General features: G+C 48.0%; 22 protein-coding genes. 7 read left to right on the top strand and 15 right to left on the bottom strand.

Annotated features, from left to right (window positions below):
• Positions 1–15: 15 nt before the first annotated feature.
• Complete coding sequence (locus tag HMPREF3179_RS12315) at positions 16–774, top strand: hypothetical protein (protein WP_070471353.1); 759 nt, start codon at positions 16–18, stop codon at positions 772–774.
• Between the two features lie 148 nt (positions 775–922).
• Positions 923–1,489 (top strand): YggT family protein, encoded by a 567-nt coding sequence (locus HMPREF3179_RS11590; protein WP_070471350.1) that lies wholly within the window; start codon positions 923–925, stop codon positions 1,487–1,489.
• A 213-nt stretch (positions 1,490–1,702) separates the two neighbouring features.
• Here HMPREF3179_RS11590 and HMPREF3179_RS11585 read toward each other — a convergent pair whose 3' ends face one another.
• From HMPREF3179_RS11585 to HMPREF3179_RS11530, 11 genes are all read right to left on the bottom strand, one after another.
• Positions 1,703–1,993 (bottom strand): hypothetical protein, encoded by a 291-nt coding sequence (locus tag HMPREF3179_RS11585; RefSeq protein ID WP_070471348.1) that lies wholly within the window; start codon positions 1,991–1,993, stop codon positions 1,703–1,705.
• A gap of 256 nt (positions 1,994–2,249) precedes the next feature.
• A complete protein-coding gene (locus tag HMPREF3179_RS11580; RefSeq protein WP_036558214.1) occupies positions 2,250–3,776 on the bottom strand; it encodes an aldehyde dehydrogenase family protein in 1,527 nt (508 codons plus the stop codon).
• A 912-nt stretch (positions 3,777–4,688) separates the two neighbouring features.
• Complete coding sequence (locus HMPREF3179_RS11570; RefSeq protein WP_018025601.1) at positions 4,689–5,009, bottom strand: SorU family sulfite dehydrogenase c-type cytochrome subunit; 321 nt, start codon at positions 5,007–5,009, stop codon at positions 4,689–4,691.
• Between the two features lie 75 nt (positions 5,010–5,084).
• Positions 5,085–6,314: a SorT family sulfite dehydrogenase catalytic subunit gene (locus tag HMPREF3179_RS11565; protein WP_070471344.1), complete on the bottom strand. Its 1,230-nt coding sequence runs from the start codon at positions 6,312–6,314 to the stop codon at positions 5,085–5,087.
• A 287-nt stretch (positions 6,315–6,601) separates the two neighbouring features.
• Positions 6,602–7,552 carry a carbohydrate kinase family protein gene (locus HMPREF3179_RS11560; protein ID WP_070471342.1) on the bottom strand — a complete coding sequence of 317 codons (951 nt, stop codon included), beginning with the start codon at positions 7,550–7,552 and terminating at the stop codon, positions 6,602–6,604.
• A gap of 2 nt (positions 7,553–7,554) precedes the next feature.
• Positions 7,555–8,418: a DUF3426 domain-containing protein gene (locus tag HMPREF3179_RS11555; RefSeq protein ID WP_070471340.1), complete on the bottom strand. Its 864-nt coding sequence runs from the start codon at positions 8,416–8,418 to the stop codon at positions 7,555–7,557.
• A gap of 46 nt (positions 8,419–8,464) precedes the next feature.
• Positions 8,465–9,379 (bottom strand): 50S ribosomal protein L11 methyltransferase, encoded by a 915-nt coding sequence (prmA, locus tag HMPREF3179_RS11550; protein WP_036558205.1) that lies wholly within the window; start codon positions 9,377–9,379, stop codon positions 8,465–8,467.
• 98 nt (positions 9,380–9,477) lie between these two features.
• Positions 9,478–10,836 (bottom strand): acetyl-CoA carboxylase biotin carboxylase subunit, encoded by a 1,359-nt coding sequence (gene accC / locus HMPREF3179_RS11545; protein ID WP_018025596.1) that lies wholly within the window; start codon positions 10,834–10,836, stop codon positions 9,478–9,480.
• Between the two features lie 50 nt (positions 10,837–10,886).
• On the bottom strand, positions 10,887–11,366 hold the full coding sequence (gene accB, locus HMPREF3179_RS11540; protein WP_018025595.1) for an acetyl-CoA carboxylase biotin carboxyl carrier protein: 480 nt from the start codon (positions 11,364–11,366) through the stop codon (positions 10,887–10,889).
• A 24-nt stretch (positions 11,367–11,390) separates the two neighbouring features.
• On the bottom strand, positions 11,391–11,825 hold the full coding sequence (gene aroQ / locus HMPREF3179_RS11535) for a type II 3-dehydroquinate dehydratase (RefSeq protein WP_018025594.1): 435 nt from the start codon (positions 11,823–11,825) through the stop codon (positions 11,391–11,393).
• A gap of 105 nt (positions 11,826–11,930) precedes the next feature.
• On the bottom strand, positions 11,931–12,485 hold the full coding sequence (locus HMPREF3179_RS11530) for a TlpA family protein disulfide reductase (protein WP_231552477.1): 555 nt from the start codon (positions 12,483–12,485) through the stop codon (positions 11,931–11,933).
• A gap of 176 nt (positions 12,486–12,661) precedes the next feature.
• On the opposite strand from HMPREF3179_RS11530, the gene mpl reads away from it, so the two are divergent.
• The 5 genes from mpl to HMPREF3179_RS11505 are packed head-to-tail and all read left to right on the top strand — an operon-like array spanning position 12,662 to position 19,715.
• Positions 12,662–14,074 (top strand): UDP-N-acetylmuramate:L-alanyl-gamma-D-glutamyl-meso-diaminopimelate ligase, encoded by a 1,413-nt coding sequence (mpl, locus tag HMPREF3179_RS11525; RefSeq protein ID WP_070471338.1) that lies wholly within the window; start codon positions 12,662–12,664, stop codon positions 14,072–14,074.
• Positions 14,075–14,078: 4 nt separating this feature from the next.
• Complete coding sequence (locus HMPREF3179_RS11520) at positions 14,079–14,651, top strand: YqiA/YcfP family alpha/beta fold hydrolase (protein WP_070471335.1); 573 nt, start codon at positions 14,079–14,081, stop codon at positions 14,649–14,651.
• 50 nt (positions 14,652–14,701) lie between these two features.
• On the top strand, positions 14,702–17,563 hold the full coding sequence (aroE, locus tag HMPREF3179_RS11515) for a shikimate dehydrogenase (RefSeq protein ID WP_070471331.1): 2,862 nt from the start codon (positions 14,702–14,704) through the stop codon (positions 17,561–17,563).
• A gap of 42 nt (positions 17,564–17,605) precedes the next feature.
• Positions 17,606–18,757: an LPS export ABC transporter permease LptG gene (gene lptG, locus HMPREF3179_RS11510; RefSeq protein WP_070471329.1), complete on the top strand. Its 1,152-nt coding sequence runs from the start codon at positions 17,606–17,608 to the stop codon at positions 18,755–18,757.
• Positions 18,750–19,715, top strand: a complete 966-nt coding sequence (locus HMPREF3179_RS11505; RefSeq protein ID WP_244912561.1) for a symmetrical bis(5'-nucleosyl)-tetraphosphatase — start codon at positions 18,750–18,752, stop codon at positions 19,713–19,715. The genes lptG and HMPREF3179_RS11505 overlap by 8 nt, the downstream gene beginning before the upstream one ends.
• Before the next feature lie 13 nt (positions 19,716–19,728).
• Here the strand turns inward: HMPREF3179_RS11505 and HMPREF3179_RS11500 are convergent, their stop codons facing one another.
• From HMPREF3179_RS11500 to pyrR, 4 genes are read right to left on the bottom strand one after another with little or no spacing between them, the layout of a single operon-like run.
• Entirely contained in the window at positions 19,729–20,490 is a 762-nt protein-coding gene (locus HMPREF3179_RS11500; protein ID WP_083290764.1) for a lysophospholipid acyltransferase family protein, read from the bottom strand.
• The gene (locus HMPREF3179_RS11495) at positions 20,487–21,779 is read right to left on the bottom strand and encodes a dihydroorotase (protein ID WP_018025585.1); all 1,293 of its coding nucleotides are present in this window, start codon (positions 21,777–21,779) and stop codon (positions 20,487–20,489) included. Before HMPREF3179_RS11495 ends, HMPREF3179_RS11500 begins: the two co-directional genes overlap by 4 nt.
• Complete coding sequence (locus HMPREF3179_RS11490; RefSeq protein ID WP_018025584.1) at positions 21,779–22,732, bottom strand: aspartate carbamoyltransferase catalytic subunit; 954 nt, start codon at positions 22,730–22,732, stop codon at positions 21,779–21,781. The genes HMPREF3179_RS11495 and HMPREF3179_RS11490 overlap by 1 nt, the downstream gene beginning before the upstream one ends.
• The gene (gene pyrR, locus HMPREF3179_RS11485; protein WP_018025583.1) at positions 22,725–23,282 is read right to left on the bottom strand and encodes a bifunctional pyr operon transcriptional regulator/uracil phosphoribosyltransferase PyrR; all 558 of its coding nucleotides are present in this window, start codon (positions 23,280–23,282) and stop codon (positions 22,725–22,727) included. The genes HMPREF3179_RS11490 and pyrR overlap by 8 nt, the downstream gene beginning before the upstream one ends.
• Positions 23,283–23,303: the final 21 nt, after the last annotated feature.

The raw sequence follows: 23,303 nt of genomic DNA, 5'->3' as shown, positions 1-23,303 counted from the left end.
TCAAGGAGCGTTTCAATGGCTATCAGCAAAAAAACCGCAGCCACCAAAGCGGCAACCGTAGCGGCTACGGATGAGGTCGAGACTAAAACGACTGCCGCTACAAAAACCACGGCAGCCAAAAAAGCCGTAAAGAAAACCACGGCACGAAAAACTACGACCCGAGCCAGTGCTGCTAAAAGCCCTGCCGCCAAAAAAGTGGCAGCCAAAAAAACCGCTGCTGCTACCAACAGCACTGCTGAAGAGCTCAAGACTGAAACGACGACAGCCACTAAGCAAGCAGCAGTAAAAGCGGCACCGGCAAAGAAGGCAGCCAGCAAAACAACGGCCGCTAAAACAGCAACTAAGCGCACAGCCAAAACAGCGGCGGCGAAGAAAACCACCACTGCAGCGAAAAAAGCAACAACGGCTGCAAAGAAAGCTACACCTGCCGTGAAAAAAACGACAGCTGCCAAGAAAGCCACGACAGCTGCGAAAAAAACTGCGGCTAGCAAAGCCGCAACGAAGACGGCAGCCCAGACTGAGCTTACCCCTGAGGCTACTGAAAGCGCAGTAAGCACAAAAACGACCACCGCTAAAAAAACGGTAGCTAAAAAAGCACCGGCCAAAAAGGCGGCAACTAAAAAAGTCGCCGTTAAAAAAGCGCTAGCGGATAAACCAGTGGATAACCCACCAACCCCTGCTAAAGCCGTGGTAACACGTAAAGTCAGTGTGCCCAATGAAGCGGCTAAACCTAAATGGCCGTTCCCGGTGGGCAAAAGAAATAGCAATGACTAATCGTCCGGGACGGTGCTTAATTAAAAATTTCGGTGCGAATCGATCTGCTAAAATAGTTGCTAATTGATTGACCCGGTTTTGCTTACTAGCCGACGACTCAGTCGGCTAGTTTATTTTTAAGCAGCCCTTGCCTTAAGAGACTTAGTATATGACGATGATATTGTTCTTAATCCAGATTATAGGCACCCTATTTTGTGCTGCATTACTATTGGGCGCATGGTTTTACTACTTGCGTATACCAGCCTTTAACCCCCTAGTTGCCAATGTCACTCAGTTCACCAGTTGGCTCGTGGTGCCTTTACGCAAAATCCTCCCAGTGACCCGTCGCATTGATACAGCCTCCCTACTCGCTGCCTACATAACCTGTGTATTGCAGCTATTATTGGCACTCTTCATTGTCCTAGGCAGTCAAGCGCAAGCCCTTTTGAGCTATTTGCCGTTTGAAGGCTTATTGCTTTTAGCTAAAAATGCGCTAAACCTACTTTTTTGGTTGACCCTGTTTTATGCCATTTTGTCGTGGATTAACCCCATGTCACCAGCGATCACCCTCTTTAAGGCCTTACTGGAACCGATTCTTACGCCCATCCGTAATTTGCCGCTATTGAATCGCATGCAGGGTATTGACTTATCACCGATGGTGGTAGCGATTGTATGTCAGGTGTTATTAGCCGGTCTAAAGGGAATTGAGTCCCCCTTAGTCAAAGCCTTTATTTAGTTTGCAGATCCAACTCTTATCAGCAAAGCGCCTAGTATGTCATGCTATTGGCGCTTTTTTATTTTGGGGGTGCTATACGTGCATGGCGTGAGTGTTTAGGTCTTGGTATTGCATTGGAACAGCTGTAAAGCTTATCCAACTAAGACTGTCGTCAACGGTGATTAATCGCTTTGCACAAGTGGGGATGCCCTTAAGAACGACTAAAAATCTTAATCAACTTATTAAGTTAAATCGGTGCTTACCGGTTTTAATAAATAGCTTACAAAATGCTTCCCAATCATGAACATAGACTAGGCTTTTGCCAGGGTTTTGCTCATCAGGCATGCACGCTGAACCATAGGCACTTTCTTTCCAGAAATCATAAAAAGGCAGTGTCTCAAGATCTATCTCTCTCACTAACCAATAGAATTGGTCTGAGTCAGTGCTTTTGTATCTAACAGGCTTAATACCGAAATAAGCAAATTGATCCCATTCGTCGTTTAGTGGTTCTAGATAGTTATTCATAAGTTAGGCTACACACCTTTAAAGTCAAGTTTTGGCAATTGATGCACTATTTTTATGGTTTCTATCACCAATCTTAGCATCACTCCTAATACCACTGCTACTTTGTAGCTCGACAACGCTCACGCGAACAGCAGTAAACAAGGATCTGCAAAGGCGATAAAACCACTGGTAGCTGTGCCGAGAAAAGCCCTTAATACAAGAAAACCCCAAAATCTATGTCGGACTTTGGGGTTTAACTTAAGCAAGCGCTACACAATTAGAAGAAGCCTAAGGCGTCATCACTGTAACTCACTAATAAGCACTTCGTCTGCTGGTAGTTCGCTAGCGCCATCTTGTGGGTTTCACGACCAATACCTGATTGCTTATAACCACCGAAGGCAGCATGTGCAGGATACATATGATAGCAGTTCGTCCATACACGACCGGCTTGGATACCACGACCCATACGATAGGCTTGTGAACCATTACGACTCCAAACCCCAGCCCCTAAACCAAAGATACTGTCATTAGCAATCGCAAGCGCCTCTTCCTCATCTTTGAAGGTAGTCACGGCAGCAACAGGACCAAAAATTTCCTCTTGGAAGATGCGCATTTTGTTGTCCCCTAAGAGCATCGTAGGTTTCACAAAATAACCACTATCTAACTCACCACCAAGTAGGTTGCGCTCACCTCCGATTAAGGCCGTCGCGCCCTCATCCCGACCAAGGTTAATGTAGCCTAGAATACGGTTAAGCTGGGCCTCAGATACCTGAGCACCGACCATGGTTGTTTTATCGAGTGGATTACCCTTTTTAATGGCATCAACGCGTGCGATCACTTTTTCAATAAAGCGCTCATAAATTGACTCTTGAACTAAAAGGCGTGATGGTGCAGTACATATCTCACCCTGATTAAGTGCAAACATCGCAGCACCCTCAAGCGCCTTATTGAGGAAAGCATCATCGGCATCCATTACGTTTTCAAAGAAAATATTTGGACTCTTACCGCCTAACTCCACCGTGGCGGGGATAAGAGTATCCGCAGCGCAACGTAAAATATGCTGACCGACTGGGGTCGAACCCGTAAAGGCGATCTTGGCGATACGATGACTAGTCGCTAAGGCCTCACCCGCTTCCTTACCAAAGCCATTCACAATATTAACAACGCCTGGCGGTAATAAATCACCGATAATCTCCATCAATAAGAGAATCGATGCAGGCGTCTGCTCCGCCGGTTTCATCACAATGGTACAACCCGCTGCTAAGGCAGGCGCCAACTTCCAACACGCCATCAAGAGTGGGAAGTTCCACGGAATAATTTGCCCCACCACACCAATTGGCTCTTGGAAATGATAAGCCACGGTATTTGGCTCAATATCAGAGATGGCACCCTCTTCGGCGCGCAGGCACCCTGCAAAATAACGGAAATGATCGATACCGAGTGGTAAGTCAGCCGCCATCGTTTCACGTAAAGGCTTACCATTATCAATAGTTTCTGCAACTGCGAGCAGCTCAAGGTTTTGCTCCATGCGATCGGCGATGCGTAACAACACGGCCGAACGCTCTTGGGCGGGTGTACTAGCCCACCCCTTGAACGCTCGCTCGGCTGCATCAATGGCTAAATTGATATCATCAGCATCAGATCGTGGGGCCTCACAAAAGGCTTGACCATTGACTGGGCTGATATTCTCAAAATAGTTACCCGCGGTCGGTGGCACCCACTTACCGCCAATGTAGTTTTCATAACGCTTCTTGAATGGGAAATCCATATCAAGACCAACACTGCGTAGATCCATGATTTTCATAGCTAACCTCCTGCAACCAAATGAAGTGATGGGTAGAATCTTCAAATCATGCTAACACAGTCATTGCGAAATGAAATAAGGGATTATATGAACAAAATGTCAATTAAGCTGGAAAGCGACCTGTCTTCTTCCACTCAATCAAACGCTCAGTCAGGTTGACAAGGTGACGTGGTCATCACGTTCAATGGACTGGTTCTTGGGTATGCAATATTATTGGCAAATAAAAAACGAATAACTCTGTCAAAAATTGAGCTTATGGTCAATCAGGCTTATAAAGTTCGGTTTTTTAAGCTTCGTCTGCTCACCCAGGATATGGTGATGACCATTAACCTGTTTAATAAACAGAGGTCGGCCATAGAAGTCTTTAGCAAAAAAATAAGTGTTGCTCATAATACGTGTTAAGCAGTACGTACCAGCTGATGCGACAGTGTTATGATGTGCGCCTTGCGCAACCCGAGTCGCGAAGTTTTACGTTTATAAAGCACGCAGTCAAAAGAAAGGGCGTCCCGCCGGCTCCGAATGGATTCCTGCGACGGCACTGGATCGAAAGATGGTTAAAAAGAATTATCTGGCTTAGCCATGTATGTTCAATGATTACGCCGCACAATTAAGACCAAGTGCTTCGAGATAAAGTTGAGTGAGCAAGTACAAGTTGACTCATCATAGTTCAATATCGGGGAAAGTTGTCGACACGCTCGCCGAAGACTAACAATCGCTTGCTTTGTTTTACGACAAATGTCCACAATCTCATCTGCTCTTGGTATCAGTCTTACCCCTTTAAAGCAAAGGAGTAGCTCAGCCCGTCAAAAAAGTCTGACATTCAGACTTTTGAGAGCTACCGACAATTAAATTATAGCCCTATATGATGTTATAGGGCGTTTTGATCTTTAGATCATGTCATGTGAAATGATGCTATTGAGTAGCTGACACTAAATACTCGATAACTGCCTCTCTATCGTCTTCATCCATATCCTCAAATGAAGGCATAGCACCCATGCCTTCAAGCATGGTTCTGCGAATGCGTTCTGCATCTGGTTTTAACTCATCAAAATTCGGACCGATAGTGCCTGTGGTGCCAGCATCATTGAGAGTGTGACAAATAGCACAGGGAATAGGTTGCGCTGAACTAATAAATAACTCTTTGCCACGTTCCAAACGTGCTTCGTCTGCAAATGCGGTGACACTGGAGAATGATACGATAAGGGTGCCTAAAGCGACTAATAATTGTTTCATAAATACCGGATTAAACGTAACATGCAGGCTGAAAACAAGGAGTTTCAGCCTGCATGTTGTATAAAAATGATAGGACTAAACTAAAACTACTTCTAAGCTATGATCAACCCAGCTATTATTAAGGTATCCGCGATTATTTTCTAATCGATCTGCCGGTTGAGTCTCGCCGTTTTTATTAGTTGCGCGGCTAGCAAGCTTGTATGTACCGGTCTCTAACTCAACTGATAAGACGAATTGTCGCCATGCGTAAGGACCCAAGTCTGGACCGATAAATTCAGCTTCATGCCAGCTTTCTCCACCATCAGTAGAAACTTCAATCTTCGTGACATCTGTAGTACCGCCCATCGCAAGTCCTTGGATCTGTATTTTCCCAGCATGTACTTGCTCATCGGGATCGCTTGGGTAAGTAATCCACGACTTAACTGGCATGGTCCATACTGATTCTTGAGTAGGAGCTCCTTTCTCTCCCATGGGAGCAAGTCTGTAACCACTTTGTTGAATATTGGCTGCTGACTGTTCTGCGGTAAAAGCTAGACGCTTGATATACTTAACATTGTTGACACCAGTGTAACCAGGCACGACCAGACGCAAAGGACCACCATGAGCCAACGGAATAGGTTTACCATTAATTTCCCAAGCGAGCAAAGCGTCCTCAATGGCTTCCAGAGGTACTGAACGTTCAACTTGAATAGTATTTGGATCCAAACCATCAGGGATTGGTTCTCCACCCGTACCTGTCATGTATTTCGCGCCTTCATCCATGCCTTGCACGTGTTCTAACAAAGTTTTAACAGGTACACCCGTAAACATAACGCACCCAGCAGCACCAACTGTCCATTGGGTCCCACTCGGTTTCGAGGGAAAATAAGCGCGGCCATTACCGCTACATTGCAAGACCATAGCAACAGTGCTCACACCTAATGTCTTAAGTTCAGCAACGGTCAAACTTTGAGGATTTTTTACTCCACTAACTTCTAAAACCCAGGCATCAGGATCTTTTACAATTTCTTCGCTTGGCGGAGCGATGTTATTACGTACAAATAGGCGTTCAAGAGGAGTAATAATCCCGCTACCAAATGCATGACGCTTGGTCTCCATAGTGTTAGCACTATGAATAATTAAATGGTTGGCGTCTTTCCAATCGGCATAGGCTGGTAAAGCAGAGTTGTTTGCCGTGCTTCCTTGGGTTGCTGCTAATGCTTTGGTAGTTGAGCTAAAGTTACTGAGGGCACTAACTGATGCCAAGCCTAGGACGCTACCACTCGTCGTTAGTAATCGGCGACGTGTAACATTTATATTTTTCATAAGGCACCTATATTAAAAGTAGAGATAATGTAAACGACTGCTCAGTCTATCAATATGCTGAGTGTCATTAAATGAGTAAAACCCCGAAAACATTAGTGTTTACATAATTAAGACAAAGAGGTTTCTTTCTGAAAAAATTAAGAACAATTTATCGTCTCTATACATCTAATAATGGGTATTGAAGCTCTTTATTCTTAACTATGATCGAGTTCAACAAATACCCACTCAAAATCGGCTAAGCATAAAAAAAGCGCCTAATATTTCTCATACTGGCGCTTTTGTTCATCTTACTGCCAAGGATTATTGGCGTAGGTCTTAATAAATATGCTTTGAATTTCCTCTAAGCTTGGTCGGTGATTTTGCGGACCACCCACGGCTACTTTAATCGAACCCATCACATTACCCAGACGAGCGCTATCAAGCCAGGACCAACCAGCCGCAAGACCATACAACACACCCGCACGATGCGCATCACCGCAACCGGTGGGATCCTCAATAGCCGTTGGCGTTACCGGCTCAATGGTGATTTTTTCTCCCTCATGATAAAGCACTGAACCAGCGCCCCCCAGGGTCACAATAATGGCTTCCAAATCCTTAGCTAGTTCGTCTACTGGCTTTGCCATTCGTTGCTCGATCACAGCCATCTCATAGTCATTTGCCGTTAAAACACGGGCTAATTTCATCATGGCCGCTAAGTCATTGCCATCAAATAAGGGCATGGCCTGACCCAAATCGAAAATCAATGGAATGCCAGCTGCATGCAGACGCTCGGCATGCTTAAACATCGCTTCCTTCGCATCTGGTGCCACAATGGCCCACGCCGCCTGCTCCTGACTGATATCATTATCTGCCGCAGAACTCATGGCGCCTGGGTGAAAGGCACTGATTTGATTACCTGATAAATCCGTGGTGATATGACATTGTGCAGTAAAAACATCCTCTAACACGGCAATACGACGTTGTTCAATGCCGAGGCTTGCAAAATGCTGCTGATAGTCGGCAAAGTCACGTCCGACCGTAGCGACTGGCACTGGCGCTCCACCTAACAACTTTAAATTGTAGGCAATATTACCGGCGCAACCACCAAACTCCTTGCGCATGGTCGGCACCAAAAAGGACACACTTAAGCTATGAATGGTATCGGCTAAAATATGATCTTTGAAATGTCCCTCAAAGCGGGTGATGGTATCAAAGGCTAAGGAGCCACAAATTAAAACGTCGTTTGATTGTTCTGACATAACTACTCTTCGTAATAGGGTGTTAATTCAAAGCCGGTCGCCATGGCACCAGCTAAGTTTAAACGCAAGACAATAGGATATTGGGTCAATGCGACCATCGGCTGCACTCGCATTGCCGTGGGCAAATACTCTTCAACTTTAATAATACGTCGTCGATCCACCTGACCACGCTCATCCTTTAAGCTTAAAACAAGCGCCGGCCATTCGGCCACTCTATTCTCTTTATTAACTAGCCTAGCTTGTAACAACAAGGCCGTGTGTGATGGTTGTGGCGGCACATCGCTTCGCACCTTAAGTGAGACATTTTCCAAACTAAACTGACTAATCGATCGCGTCCCACCTAATTCACACTGCGCGATAGCACATACTTGGGTAATCACAAGGCGTGTGGCGGGAAAGTAATGCACCAACTGATTACGAAACACCACCGCACCCTGCCACAACAAAGCGACAAGCAGTATTAACACCACAAACAGCCAAAACACCCCACCACGACGGCGCGCTCGACGATACTCACGATAGTAGACCTCATCATCATAATCATCGTGTCTGATCGCATCATAGCCTTCGTCATAATCCCTTGAGTCCTCGATAAAAGGCTCGTCCTGGTAGATGCGCTGATGCTGTCTACCTGCCCTGCGCTCATCGACATAGGGCTCATCCTCCAGATAGCCCGGTGGCGACTCTTCACGGTAGCGATACGGTCTAGCTGCTTGAGGCTGAGCAGGCGCATTTGGATTCTCAGCGTAGTCATTGGCACTAAACACCGTATGACAAATACCGCAACGCACCTTGCCCCCGCGCGCATGCAATTGCTCAGGAGTAACATGTAATCTGGTTTGGCAGTTAGGGCAGCGAGTTTTCATAGCGTTGAGTTCTCAATAGGCACCATTTAATCTGACTAGGTGCTGTTTAGGCCTCGACCTTGCCGTGCAGACATACCCAACCCTCATCCGCATGCCATACGTCCAAATGCACCCAGGCTCGATAGTAATCAATCATCTCTTCATACTGCCCCTCAAGAATACCGGAAAGCACTAAGGAGCCGCCTGCCTTAACACGATTTGCTAGTAAGGGAGCTAAGGCTTTCAGCGGATTAGCAAGAATATTGGCGACCACCACATCAAAGCGACCCTCCGGCAACTCATCTGGCAAGCCGTAATAAATCTGACTTTCATTGATTAAGGCATTATGACGTGCGGTATCCACGGACTGGGCATCAATATCAATCCCGACCACCTCGGCAGCATGTAACTTAGCGGCAATAATCGATAAAATGCCAGAGCCGCAACCATAGTCGAGCACCGATTTGCCGGCGAGTGGGTGCTGCTCCAACCACTCCGCACATAAGCGCGTGGTCGCATGCGAGCCGGTACCAAAAGCCATCCCAGGATCGAGTTGAATCACTAAGTTATCAGTATTTTGGCGAATTTGCAGCACATCATGGCTCGTCATATGCCAGCTCGGCACAATCCAAATACGCTCACCAAGCTTCATCGGATCAAACTGCGTTTGTGTTAAACGTACCCAGTCTTTATCCTCAACCTCGGTAATGCTGGCTACCTCATACTCATCCTCGCCAAAGGCCACCGCCATTGACAGTAATAAAACCTCAGTGGCCGTCTCATCGTCCAATAAGGCAATTACATGATTGCGCTGCCATGCATAGTTTAAGAGCTCCATCCCGGGCTCACCGTAGAGCGGTTGCTCCTCCTCAGTATCACGATCCGCATCCTCAACGGATACCGATAGCGCCCCCTGATCCATCAAAAAATCGGAAATTTCCTCTGCGATATCCTGATTACAATGAATGACTAATTCCCGCATGCTGCGCCTCTCAAATACGATCTACAAACCAAGAAGCCGAGTCTAAGCCCGGCTTCACTACCCGAAGGTATCTCATCAACTACTCACCCACAAGATGACTAAGCGGATTTTTTACTACGCGCAGCCAGCTTTTTCTCTAAATAGTGAATATCCATGCCCCCTTGGATAAAGCCAGGGTCATGCAATAACTCCTGATGCAAAGGAATATTAGTGCTAATGCCCTCAACAATCATCTCAGATAAGGCAATCTCCATACGTGCAATGGCCTGCTTACGATCCTGACCATAGGTAATGATTTTACCAATCATGGAGTCATAATGCGGCGGCACACGATAGCCCGAGAAGACGTGAGAATCCATACGCACACCCATCCCACCAGGGGTATGCCACTTGCTCACCAAACCAGGTGAGGGCATAAAGGTATAAGGATCCTCAGCGTTAATGCGACACTCAATGGCGTGACCTTTGAGCTGAATATCATCCTGGGTTAGGGTAAACGGCTCACCCGCCGCAATTTTAATCTGCTCCTGCACCAAATCGATACCGGTAATGCACTCGGTAATGGTGTGCTCTACCTGAATCCGCGTGTTCATCTCAATAAAGTAAAACTCGCCGTTTTCATATAGGAACTCAAAGGTACCGGCACCGCGATAACGCATTTGACGGCAAGCCTCGGCACAACGCTCGGCAATTTTGCGGATTAATTCACGCTCAATGCCAGGCGCAGGTGCTTCCTCAATGATTTTCTGGTGACGACGCTGTAAAGAGCAGTCACGCTCACCTAACCAAACCGCTTTACCCTCACCGTCGGCAAGCACCTGAATCTCGATATGGCGTGGTTTTTCAAGGTACTTTTCCATATAGACTTCAGGATTACCAAAAGCCACTCTTGCCTCAGCCCGAGTCATTTGTACCGCATTAATCAATTCGGACTCATGGTGCACCACGCGCATACCGCGACCGCCACCACCACCGGCAGCCTTAATAATCACTGGCAATCCAACCCGACGTGCGGTCTCTAAAATCTCGTCCGGATCCTCACCTAAGGCACCGTCCGAACCAGGTACCACTGGCACACCGGCTTCGATCATCGCTTTTTTGGCGCTGACCTTATCACCCATCGTTAAAATGGACTCAGGGCGCGGACCGATAAAAACAAAACCGCTTCTTTCAACACGCTGCGCAAAATCCGCATTTTCCGCCAAGAAACCATAACCTGGGTGAATCGCCTCGGCATCAGTCACTTCAGCCGCAGCAATAATGGCCGGCATATGCAGATAGCTTTCTTGGGCCGGCGCTGGTCCGATACAGACGGATTCATCGGCTAAACGGACGTATTTCGCTTCACGGTCGGCTTCCGAATGCACGACCACTGTTTTGATACCCAACTCACGACAAGCTCGCTGAATTCTCAGCGCAATCTCACCACGGTTGGCAATGAGCACTTTTTCAAACATAGAATACTTTTAAACCTTGATTAAACGATTGGCGATTGGCGATTTATCACTTAGCCAATGATGAATAAAGGCTGACCGAATTCCACCGGCTCACCATTTTCAACGAGGATCTTTTTGACCACACCGCTGACATCTGCCTCGATCTCGTTTAATAGCTTCATCGCTTCTACAATACACAAGGTATCACCCTCTTTCACCGGCTTGCCCACATCCACAAAAGGCGCAGCGTTAGGGCTTGGGGAGCGATAAAAGGTACCGACCATCGGTGCTTTAACAACATAACCATCTTCCTGTGCTGGCGCAGCAGCGGCTGCCTCTGCCTCAGCAGGCGCTGCAACCGGTGCTTGCGGTGCTACGGCCGGCGCTTGGTACATCTGCGGCATGGCCATAGGTGAATAGACCGTGTTTACCTCAGCTTGAGGTTTTGATTTGACAATCTTGACCTTACCATCACCCTCAGTAATTTCAAGCTCTGAAATCTCTGATTCAGCCACCAGGTCAATAAGCGTTTTTAGTTTTCTAAGATCCATAAGGTTATCCCGTAATCCTTGATTTTAATTTTTTGTTGTTTGTGCAAAATACCGTAATGCCGCCTCATACACAAATGAGCCTAAACCACACAGCACACCAACTGCCTTATCGGCAAGATAGGAGTGGTGTCTAAAAGGCTCCCGCGCATGCACATTTGATAAATGAACCTCTATAAATGGCACCTCGGCTGCTGCCAGCGCATCACGTATTGCAATACTTGTATGGGTATACGCAGCGGCGTTAATAATGATGCCGTCAAACTGTCCTCGTGCCTGCTGAATACGGCTCACAAGCTCGCCCTCGAAATTACTCTGTAGGCACTCCACAGTAAGCCCTAGCTCGGCTGCTAAATGCTGCAACTCAGACTCAATATCTGCGAGTGTCTGCGCACCGTAAACCTCAGGCTCACGCAAGCCTAACATATTTAGGTTAGGACCGTTAATGATTAAAATACGCATAACGCCGTTAATAAATTTTGACAATCGTTAATTTAACGTTAAATGACTGCTTTTGTCTATTAAATTCTACCATTTCTGAAGAATTCAACGCATGCAGCCAAGCCATTACCTCGTCATCTCGGCTAATTTACTACGCAACTCCTCGGCATTCACCTGACCAATGATCTTATACTTCAGCTCAGCACCAGGCGCAAAGATCAAGGTAAATGGCAGACCACCTGAGGGATTACCCAGTTGACGCATCAAACGAATAGCCGTCGGCTCACCAATCACAATCGGCAAATCCAGCGCTAGCTTATCAACAAAGCGACGGATATTTGCCTCCGTATCCACCCCATAAGCAATCACCTGCACAGACTCATGCGCCTGATGGATCGCTGCTAAATCCGGCATTTCTTCAACACAAGGTGGGCACCAACTCGCCCAAAAATTAAGCACGATCACCCTATCTTGATAATCGCTAATACGGATGGCTTCACCCGCAAGATTCATTAAGGGTGTATTGAGTAGATGCGCTAAGCTCTCTCTGTCCACCTCGGCAGCTGTGAATGGTTGCAGCTTTAAGGGCGTCGCCTGAACCGGGCTCGACGGCAAACCCAGCGCTACCGTCATCACCAGTGCCGAAGCTGCCATCACGGATAAGGAAACAAGCTTAGCCACAAGGCCCTTGAGCCTAGTTAAGAAGCGACTTTTTTTGCTTGCAAAGCCTCTTTTTAAAATTATCATGGGGCTACAAAAAAATTGGTACATAATGGATGATTTTAGCCATTCCCGAAGGAATAAAGCGGCAGACTGTTTAAAAAGCTTAAAATACTAGTCCGCAGGAGAGATTTTTTATGCACATTCATATTTTAGGTATTTGTGGTACGTTTATGGGCGGACTAGCACTCATTGCGCGTGCTGCTGGCCATCGAGTGACCGGTTGTGATATGGCGGTCTATCCGCCCATGAGTACACAGCTTGAAGAGCAAGGGATTGAGCTGATTGAGGGCTACGGTGCCGAGCAACTGGCATTAAAGCCCGATTTATTTATTATCGGCAATGTTGTTAGCCGAGGTAACCCCTTGATGGAGGCCATTCTTAACGAGGGGCTGCCCTACACCTCAGGACCGCAGTGGTTGGGTGAGCAGATCTTGCGCCAACAGCATGTCTTAGCGATTGCCGGTACGCATGGCAAAACCACCACCTCCTCCATGTTGGCGTGGATTTTACAATACGCCGGTTTAGCGCCGAATTTCTTGATTGGCGGTATTGCCCAAAACTTTGGTATCTCTGCACGCTTTGATGCAGCACAACGCTACTTTGTCATTGAAGCGGATGAGTATGACACCGCTTTCTTCGACAAACGCTCTAAGTTCGTGCACTACCGTCCACGCACGGCGGTACTGAATAACTTAGAATTTGATCATGCCGATATTTTTGAAAATCTGGCCGCCATTCAAAAGCAGTTCCATCATTTAGTGCGCATCATTCCCCAGCAGGGACGTGTCATTTATCCTGCGGCCGATCAGGCGCTGCAGGAGGTGTTGGCGATGGGCTGCTGGAGCGAGCAATGCAGCTTGGGCAGCGGTCTGGCGCATAAGCATGACCATGCCAGTGACCCTAAAACCACGTGGAATGTCCGCCTCATTGAGGCCTCAGGCAGTCAGTTTGAAGTGCTCCATGGCGCAGAAGTGATTGCCACCATTGAGTGGTCATTGATCGGTTTACATAATGTACAAAATGCGCTGGCGGCAATTAGTGCGGCCGAGCATATCGGCGTCGCCCCAACGCTTGCTTGTGAGGCTTTGAGCCATTTTGAAGGTATTAAACGGCGCATGGAATTACGAGCGACCGTTCAAAACATTGCCGTTTACGATGATTTTGCACATCATCCAACAGCGATTAGTACGACCCTAGCGGGTTTACGCAAGCAAGTCGGTGATGCACGCATTATTGCGGTGCTTGAGCCACGCTCCAATACGATGAAATTAGGCACCATGTCAGCGCGCCTACCAGCATCACTACAAGAAGCCGATTTGCTCTTTTGCTATAACGAAACCCAGGGTAAACACAGCATTCACTGGGATGCAGAGCGTGTTTTTGCCACTATGTCACAACCCACCGAGGTCCATCATGATTTAGAGCAATTAGTGCAAGCCGTAGCCGCAGCGGCACAACCCGGCGATCATATTTTGGTGATGAGTAATGGCGGCTTTGGTGGCTTTCACGACAAACTTATTAGCAAGCTAAAGCAAAAATATAGTTAAGACGATGATTTTATACCTACACGGATTTCGTTCTTCGCCACAGTCCACCAAAGCGCAGCTTATGGCTCAGGCCATGGCAGAGCGAGGCTTATCGGCACAGTTTTTTATGCCGCAATTACCCTCCTCACCGGCAGCAGCCATACGCCTTTGCGAAGCCTTGATTGCCGAGCAGCACGATGGCCAGCAGCCCTTAACCATTATCGGTTCGTCTTTAGGCGGGTATTATGCGACCTATTTAGCGGAGCAACACGACTGTCGCGCTATTTTGATTAATCCAGCAATTTACGCCACCCGTGATTTATCAACCCAATTAGGTCAGCTACGCTATTTCCATGATGACCGGCCCTTTCAATTTACCCTCAAGGATTTATGTGAATTAAGGCCCTTATTCCGGGCGCAAATCAAGCCCGAGCGCTATTTTTTATTAGCGGGTGACCGTGATGAGGTGTTGGATTGGCAGGAAATGAGCAAACGCTATGCCGGTGCCAAGCAAATCGTGGTACCCGGCATCGATCATAGTTTCAGCTGCTTTAGCGACTATATACAAGATATATTTGCCTTTGCCTGCTTAGCCTAGACCCCAACCCTTTTTCAGCACCCTTTGCCCTATCACCGAGTGAAATCAGCATGAATGTTATTTTTGAGGAAAGTGGCCAGTTCAAAGTTGCCCGCATTCTTTCCGAAACCGAAGCCAATTATCAGATTGAATTAAGCACCGGTAAACGCAGCAAACTAAAACGCAGTCATGTCATTTTCGAATTTGATAAAGCCCCTTGCACCTTAAGCGAGCTCATTCCTACCGCAGAAAATCTAGCCGCAGAGATGGATCCCGCTTTTTTATGGGAATTTGCGCCGCCAGAGGACTTTAGGGCGGAGGATTTGGCCGAGGATTACTACGGTCATGAACCAAGCATTATTGAAAAACTAGCGCTTTTAGTGCGCCTACACGGCTCGCCGGTTTATTTTCATCGCCGGGGCAAAGGGCTGTATAAAGCTGCGCCGCCAGACATTCTTGAAGCGGCACTAGCGGCCATTGAGAAAAAGCGCTTACAGGAGGAATTGCAAGCACAATGGGTTGAAAGCTTAGTTAATTTCGAAATCCCTGACGCCATGCGTGAGGACCTAAACACCTTCCTAAGCCATCCGAATAAAAACACCATGGCCTGGAAAGCCTTTGAATCCGCGCTTTCACGAAGCGGTTTAGGTATTAAGGAAATGCTACTCAAACTCGGGGTTTATCAAGACGAACTGGCAATTACCTTGGCTAGCTTTTGCGAAAAATTTCTGCCCAAAGGTTATGAGGCGCCGGAGCTTGCGATACCGAGTTTGCCTGAACTACCCATCGCCGAGGTGGAGGCCTATTCCATTGACAATGACTCAACCACGGAAATTGATGATGCTTTTTCGATTAAACAGATTGCCGATGACACCTATCAATTCGGGGTGCATATTGCCGCCCCTGCACTTGCGGTAAGTAAGGATTCCGAGCTAGACCTAGCCGCCCGTAAACGCATGTCCACCATCTATTTGCCGGGCAAAAAAATCACCATGCAAAGTGCGGCCTTGGTGGATGCCTTTTCGCTGAATGCGGGTGCAATTAAGCCTTGTATTTCCCTTTATGTGGTGGCAGATCTTAGCACTGGCGACATTATTAGTGAGGAGAGCAAGGTAGAAAGTATCTACATCAAGGAAAACCTACGCCTATCACAATTTGATGAGACGCTCCTCAGCCGAGAAAATCTGGCTGATGAATCGGTGGACATGCCCTATGCTTTTTTACTCCGCCCCTTGTGGCGCTTAAGCCAGCACCTTAGCGCCAAGCGTGACGAGCTACGCGGCTACCCTGAAAAGCACCAAGGTATTGAGTTTAGCGTTGAGCTAGCAGGCGACTGGCGAGATCAGAACGCTAAGGTACAGTTAATACCTCGCCGCCGCGATAATCCTCTGGATCTGATGATAGGTGAAATGATGATTTTCACCAATGTGGTTTGGTCCGGGATGTTGAGTCGCTTAAAGGTCCCAGGCATTTTCCGTACCCAGCAATTTGGTCGCGCTAAACTAAGCTCACACCCCGTAGCACATCAAAGCATGAGGGTACCACAATATGCTTGGATGACCTCACCGCTACGACGCTATGTGGACCTCTTAAATCAACAACAATTAATCAGCGCCATTAACCATGGTGTGTCAGCGCCCTTGGTCGCTCCTTATAAACCTAAGGATCTCGATTTACTAAAGATAATGACGCAATTCGACACTTTGATTCAGCAATGGCGCCATTTCCAAGACAGCATGGAGCGCTTTTGGAGCTTGCGTTGGTTACAGCAACAAGGCATCACCGAAGCCGAGGCAAAGGTGCTACGCGATGATGTGGTGCGTCTCATCAATGCGCCCCTCAGCCTGACGGTCAGTGATATGCCGGCGTATGAGCGCGGCACCTTGGTAAAGATTAAGATTGATGGCATCAATTTGCTTAAACTTAAAGCCAACGCTCATTTTCTTGAGTTTATCGCCGCCCCTGAGATAGATGATGCGGCGACAGATGAGGATGAGGAGCTCTTCGACGACGCCCTTGATGAGGCCCTTGATGGCGACACCTTGAATGGCGTGACTGCAAGCGAGATTGACCCTGAACGAGCGGCAGAAACAGTACGTTGTGCCGTCTACGGTTACCCCATTGCGCAAAGTCTCTCACCCACCCTCCACGCCATTGCCGCGTCACACTGTGGCTTGCAACTCCGCTACGACAAGGTAGAGGTAAAGCCAGAGGATTTTGTGACAACGGTGCAGCAGTTTTTTGCCGACGGCGGTCGCGGCTTGAATATCACCATTCCATTTAAGCTGGAGGCCTTTGAACTCGCTAAAAATCACTTAAGCGAGCGCGCCAAGGCGGCGCAGGCGGTTAATACCTTGTGGACTGAAGAGGGTGAAATCCACGGTGACAACACCGATGGCATCGGCTTAGTCAATGATATTCAAAGCCATGGTCACACCATTCAGGGCAAAAGAATCCTCTTAATAGGTGCTGGCGGGGCCGCCCGTGGCGCCCTCTTACCTTTGCTAACGGCGGGCTGTGTCGCCTTACATATTGCGAATCGCACGGCCAGCAAGGCGCAGACCTTGGCCGAACAAGCGCAAGCCTTGGATAAGAACGACACAGCCATTAGTGCCAGCGCTTTAGATGACATCCCTGGGCAATGGGATATTGTGATCAATGCCAGTGCCAGTAGCTTAGAGGATGCGCCCTTGGCTATTCCTGCGACCATTTTTGCGGACAATGCGCTGGCCTATGATATGGTTTATCGCCCTAGCGGCAGCACCGCTTTTCTGGAGCAAAGTAAGCGCTTAGGTGCCAAGCATGTATTAGACGGTCTTGGTATGCTAGTTGCGCAAGGCATGGAGAGCTTTAGGATCTGGCATGGCTTAGAAGTCGACGCAACTCAAGTATTGCGTGAACTACGTCTGGCCATACAAGCGCCACAGTCATGATACGAATCGGCTAAAATGGCCTTTTGACCCTTTAAAGCTTTTATGAAAACAGCGCGTCGATACATTGCCAGCGAAATCTACCGTAGCACCATTGCAGTCACGCTTGTCTTGGTGGGTTTATTCATGTTTTTCGACATGATCGAAAACCTCGACAATCTTAATGAGCGTTTTACCTTCGGCTCCCTGCTATTGCTACAGCTCATGCAGATACCAACACGGCTCTATGATCTGCTCCCCATTGCGCTCCTTATCGGTGCAATCATTGCCTTAGCCGGTTTGGCGCAACGCAATGAGCTGGTGGTGCTGCGTGTTTCCGGCATTAGTAGCCGTCGTCTGCTCGGCATGTTATGGATGGGGACTATCCCGATTATGGTGTTTGCCCTGCTACTGTCAGAGGGCGTGACGCCTTATGCCGAGTCCAAAACGGGTCAACTAAACCTCCAGCTACTCGGTAAAAGCAGCGGAGCGCGTATGAATAGTGGTTATTGGTTTAGAGAACCAACTGATAACGGCGCCCTGCGAGTGATTAATATCTCCCGCATCAGCTCCGAGCGCGAAGTAGAAAATATCCGCATTTATAACTTTGATGCCGAGGGCAAGTTCAAGGAGTTAATTCATGCCCAGCGCGGCCTATTCCAACATCAGGAATTACAATTAACGCAGGCCAAGCTGATCCGCACGGATTTTGATTTAGAAACTGCCTTAATGGATCCGGCTGCGCCGCTGACACCCTTAAGCACACAAACGATGCTAGACAGCTATACGATTAGCACCAGCTTGACCCAAGCGCGTTTATTAGCCAGTGAGCTACAGCCCGATCGCATGTCGATTATGGGCTTATTAGACTATATTCAATATTTAGAGGATAATCATCTACAGTCTAATCGACAAGTGGTCGCCTTATGGCGTAAGGGGGTCTATCCCTTTACCCTTTTGGTGATGATTACCTTGGCCGCTCCCATCAGTTTTATGCAAACACGCAAGGGTGGCGCCGGACTTAAGGTCTTTGGTGGTATCTTAATTGGGGTCGTCTTTTTTATGATCAACCAATTGGCGCTTAACCTTGGTATGCTGAATAACTTACCACCCTGGTTAACGGCACTTGCGCCTAATACCATCGCCCTCGTCATTGCGAGCCTAGCCTTGTATTTAATTGAAAGAAAGAATCGCCCTAAGCGCAAGACTCATGCCTAAAAAAGCTACCAAAAAATCGACTGCACAATCTGCTATTGAAACAAGCACCACTGCCAATTCGCTGCTGGACTTAAATCCAGCCTCAGCAATGCCTAATATCTGGGCAATTGGCGATGTACAGGGTTGCTATCAACAACTGGAGAGCTTATTAAATCATCCGGAAATTAGAAACGATCCAAACTGTAAGCTCTGGTTTGCTGGAGACATTATTAATCGCGGCAAGGACTCCTTAAAAACGCTCAAATGCATTATGGACTTGGGCGACCGTGCGATTACCATACTTGGCAATCACGATATTCATTGTTTAGCCGTGGCTGCCGGCTTTAGGCGTGAGCATCATAGCGATACCATCGGCGAGATTTTAAAGTCCAAAAACCGTAACGATTATATCGAATGGCTACGCACCCGTCCGCTCGCCCATTATGCCTATGGCCACCTGATGGTGCATGCCGGCGTGATGAAGCCGTGGACAACGGCAAAGGCCTTGGAACTCGCAGAGGAGGTCAGCACCAAGGTCTTACGCTCGGATAAATGGCAGCAAAAGCTCGCACAGGTGTTTGGCAACGAGCCTAATCAGTGGGACGACTCCTTAAAAGGCAGTAAGCGTCAACGGGTCGTGATCAATGCCTTTACCCGTATGCGCATGTGCTTTTTAGATGGTGCCATGGACTTTTCCTATAAAGGGGCACCGCAATTGTACCCACTTCATCACGGTGTCAAGGTACTGCCATGGTTTGAATTGGACCAGCGCCAAACGACCGACACCACGATTATCTTTGGTCATTGGTCTACGCTCGGCTTATTAATTCGCCCGCATCTATTGGCCCTAGATACAGGCTGTGTTTGGGGTGGGCGGCTCACGGCCATTCGCTTAAACGATAGAAAAGTGATCCAAATCCCCTATACCGAGGGTACCGTTGATAAGCTAGGTTCAAAAATTTGGTCGATAAAAAGCTAAACGTCCACAGTGGCTAATGTGTGCCATCTACCACATCGCGCTCCACCTCTGTTTTAATCAGTTCATAGCAACGCTGTGCCGCTTCGACCCGATTCATCCCCGCGCCACTTAGGGGTTGTAAATAGCGTACCGTCACCGAAATACCAAAATTACTCAATAAAACCCAGATATTGTGCACTAAGGTCTCATCACCAATAAAAGATGGATAGCCACTACGCTCGCCCTTAAAGTACAACAAAATCGCCACCGGCTGTAACGGCACCTGTGCCTTTAGTGGTGCGTCCAATAAACCACCAAAAAAGCTTTTAACACTTAAACCGTCAGAGGTCGTACCCTCGGGGAATAGACCCGTACACATACCCTGCGCATAGCGACTAGCCAACTGCTGATTCACCTCGCGCATCGCGGAGCGACTGCTGCGATCCACAAAAATCGTGCCCGCTTGTGCCACTAAGCGACCAACAATCGGCCACTGCTTAATTTCTTGCTTAGCGACAAAGGCGGTGGTGCGACAGCTATTGAGAATAAAAATATCAATCCAGGACACGTGATTTGCCACCAACATCACCGCCGTTTGCTGCAATGGCGCCCCCTCAATCCTGACCTTAACCCCCAAGACCAAAATTAAGAGCTTGGACCAAGCCTTAATAATCGCTTCGCGCTGAGACTGCTTTAGCAAGGGGAAGACCAAACCGGTAAAAAAAAGGCCGATCACCAGTAGCAACACAAGTAACACTAATCGAATTAAAAAGCGCAGCACTCGAATTAGAATCACTTGCCTTCCTCCCACATCACGCAACCGCTCACAACGGTCAGCTTGACGCGACCTGGTACTTGGTAATTAATAAATGGCGTATGCACACTTTGACTCAGTAGGTTGTCGCGATTCACCGTCCAGTACGCCTCTAAATCCACTAAAGCCAAATCAGCCGGTGAGCCCACCGAGAGCTGACCGCAAGCAGAAAAGGCCGGCGCCGCTTGCTGTAGAATAGAGACCGGTCCGCAAGTGACCTTGGTCAGCGCCTCCAATAACGGCACCTCATTTTCTTGAGCCCATTTATAGACCAGAGAAAACAGTAATTCCACACCGGAAGCGCCGGGAACCGCCTCGGCAAAGGGGACTAATTTATCCTCGTCATCTAGCGGAATATGATCCGAACAAATCGCATCAATGGTGCCGTCCATCAAGCCACGCGTAATGGCATCACGGTCTCGTTGACTGCGTAAGGGCGGATCCAAGCGGTAATTACTGTCAAAATAACCAATATCTACATCGCTCAAATGCACATGATTGATGGAAACATCACACGTCACCGGCAGACCCTCAGCCTTGGCTTGACGCACCAACTCAATGCCTTGAGCACTGGACAGACGACATAGGTGTAAACGCACGCCAATACTACGCTGCAATTCAAAGAGCGCATGTAAGGCAATGGTCTCGCTCTGCACTGGAATACCAGCTAAACCGAGACGCGAAGCCACTTCACCACTAGCGGCCACCCCGTTAGCGCTAAGACTGCGTTCGTGCGGCCTTAACCATAAACTGTAATCAAAGCTCTTGGCATATTGCATACATTGCTTCAGTGTACCCAGTTCCGGCAAGGGACGATTCGCTTGTGAAAAAGCCACACAACCGGCACGAGTCAATTCGGCCATTTCGGTGATGCGTTCACCATTTAACCCTACCGTCATCGCACCCAAGGGGTACACATAGGTTTGATTTAATGAGCGGGCACGATGCTTTAGCATCTCGACCAAGCCCGGTTCATCCAAGGTTGGATCGGTATCCGGCGGTAAGACCAGACGAGTCACGCCACCGGATAAGGCGGCCATTAACTCATTTTCCAAGGTATCGCGATGCTCATAACCGGGTTCACGCAAACGCACGGATAAATCCACTAAGCCCGGAATCACCACCAAGCCACTCGCATCAATTACGCGCTCTGCCTCAAAATCCACCGGATCAATGGCGACAATACGCTGACCCGCAATGGCAATATCATGCACCGCATCTAATTTATTTTTAGGATCCAGTAAGCGACCGTTTTTAATTAGAATATTCATTATTCAGAAGCTCCTGCAACAATACTCATCACTGCCATCCGTACAGCAATACCAAAGGTCACTTGATCTAAAATCACGGCCTGCGGCGAATCAGCCACATCGGTGGCAATTTCGACCCCGCGGTTCATTGGCCCAGGGTGCATCACAATCGCATCGTCCTTGGCTAGCGCTAATTTCTCCATGGTCAAACCGTAATTTTTAAAATACTCATGCGATGAAGGTAAAAAGGCACCGCTCATACGCTCATTTTGAATGCGTAACATGATCACCACATCCACATCACGTAAGCCCTCATCCATATCATGATAAATCCGCACCCCCATCGGTGATAAATCACCAGGAATCAAGGTCTGCGGACCAATCACACGAATTTCCGGCACCCCGAGCGTGGTTAAGGCGTGGATATTAGAGCGAGCAACCCGCGAATGCAGCACATCCCCCACAATTGCCACCGTCAAATTACTGAAGTCCTTTTTGAAATGACGAATGGTATACATATCCAATAAGGCCTGCGTCGGATGCGCATGCCTACCATCACCTGCATTGACCACATGAATATGCGGTGCCACATGCTGCGCAATCAGATAAGGTGCGCCACTGGCTTGGTGCCGCACAACAAAAATATCCGCTTGCATGGCGGTCAAATTGGCAATTGTATCTAATAAGGTCTCGCCCTTGGCGGTGGAGGAGACGTTAATATTTAAATTATAAACGTCGGCGGATAAACGCTTAGCAGCAATTTCAAAGGTGGTACGGGTACGGGTTGAGTTTTCGAAAAACAGATTAAAAACGCTTTTACCACGTAATATGGGGACTTTTTTAACCTCACGCTCAGCCAGGGGCACAAAGGTCTCTGCGGTATCAAGAATATGGGTAATCACATCATGCGGTAAGCCCTCGGTGCTGAGCAGATGCACTAATTCACCATGCTTATTTAATTGCGGGTTAGTCATGTTCAACCTCTTTTAAAGCAATATCAAATACATGCTCTTCATCCTGCGACAATACAAAGCGCTGTGTCTTAGGTAAAGTAAATACCTCACCTACCACATCGGGCTGTACCGGTAGCTCCCGCCCACCCCGATCAATTAACACCGCCAAGGCAATGGTGGCCGGACGCCCAATATCAAACAGCTCATTCATTGCGGCGCGAACACTACGACCGGTATATAAAATATCATCCACCAAAATCAGATGCTTATTCGTCACATCAAAAGGCACCGAACTGGGTAGCTTTTGCGTGTGCAATCCAATCCTACGAAAATCGTCGCGGTAGAGGCTGGTATTAATTAAGGCATTGTCCGTCGTAATCGCCAAATCCTGCTTAAGGCGCTGAGCTAACCACGCACCACCTGAATAAATACCGACCAAATGCACCTCATCGGCCGGGTGTGCAGCGATTAACTCAGCAACACCTTGTTTTAAGCGCTGATATAGCTCCTCGGCCTTAGGTAGCTCATCCAAGCTACGCTGCTTCGGCTGCTTAGGGGATCCATTTTGCATGATTATTCCTGAGTTTAAATG

It is taken from the genome of Oligella sp. HMSC09E12, from assembly GCF_001808505.1.
In the GTDB taxonomy this organism is placed as follows: Bacteria; Pseudomonadota; Gammaproteobacteria; order Burkholderiales; family Burkholderiaceae_B; genus Oligella; species Oligella urethralis.
The sequence above is the reverse complement of the archived record's forward strand: the minus strand, read 5'-3'. Positions and strand labels throughout refer to the sequence as shown.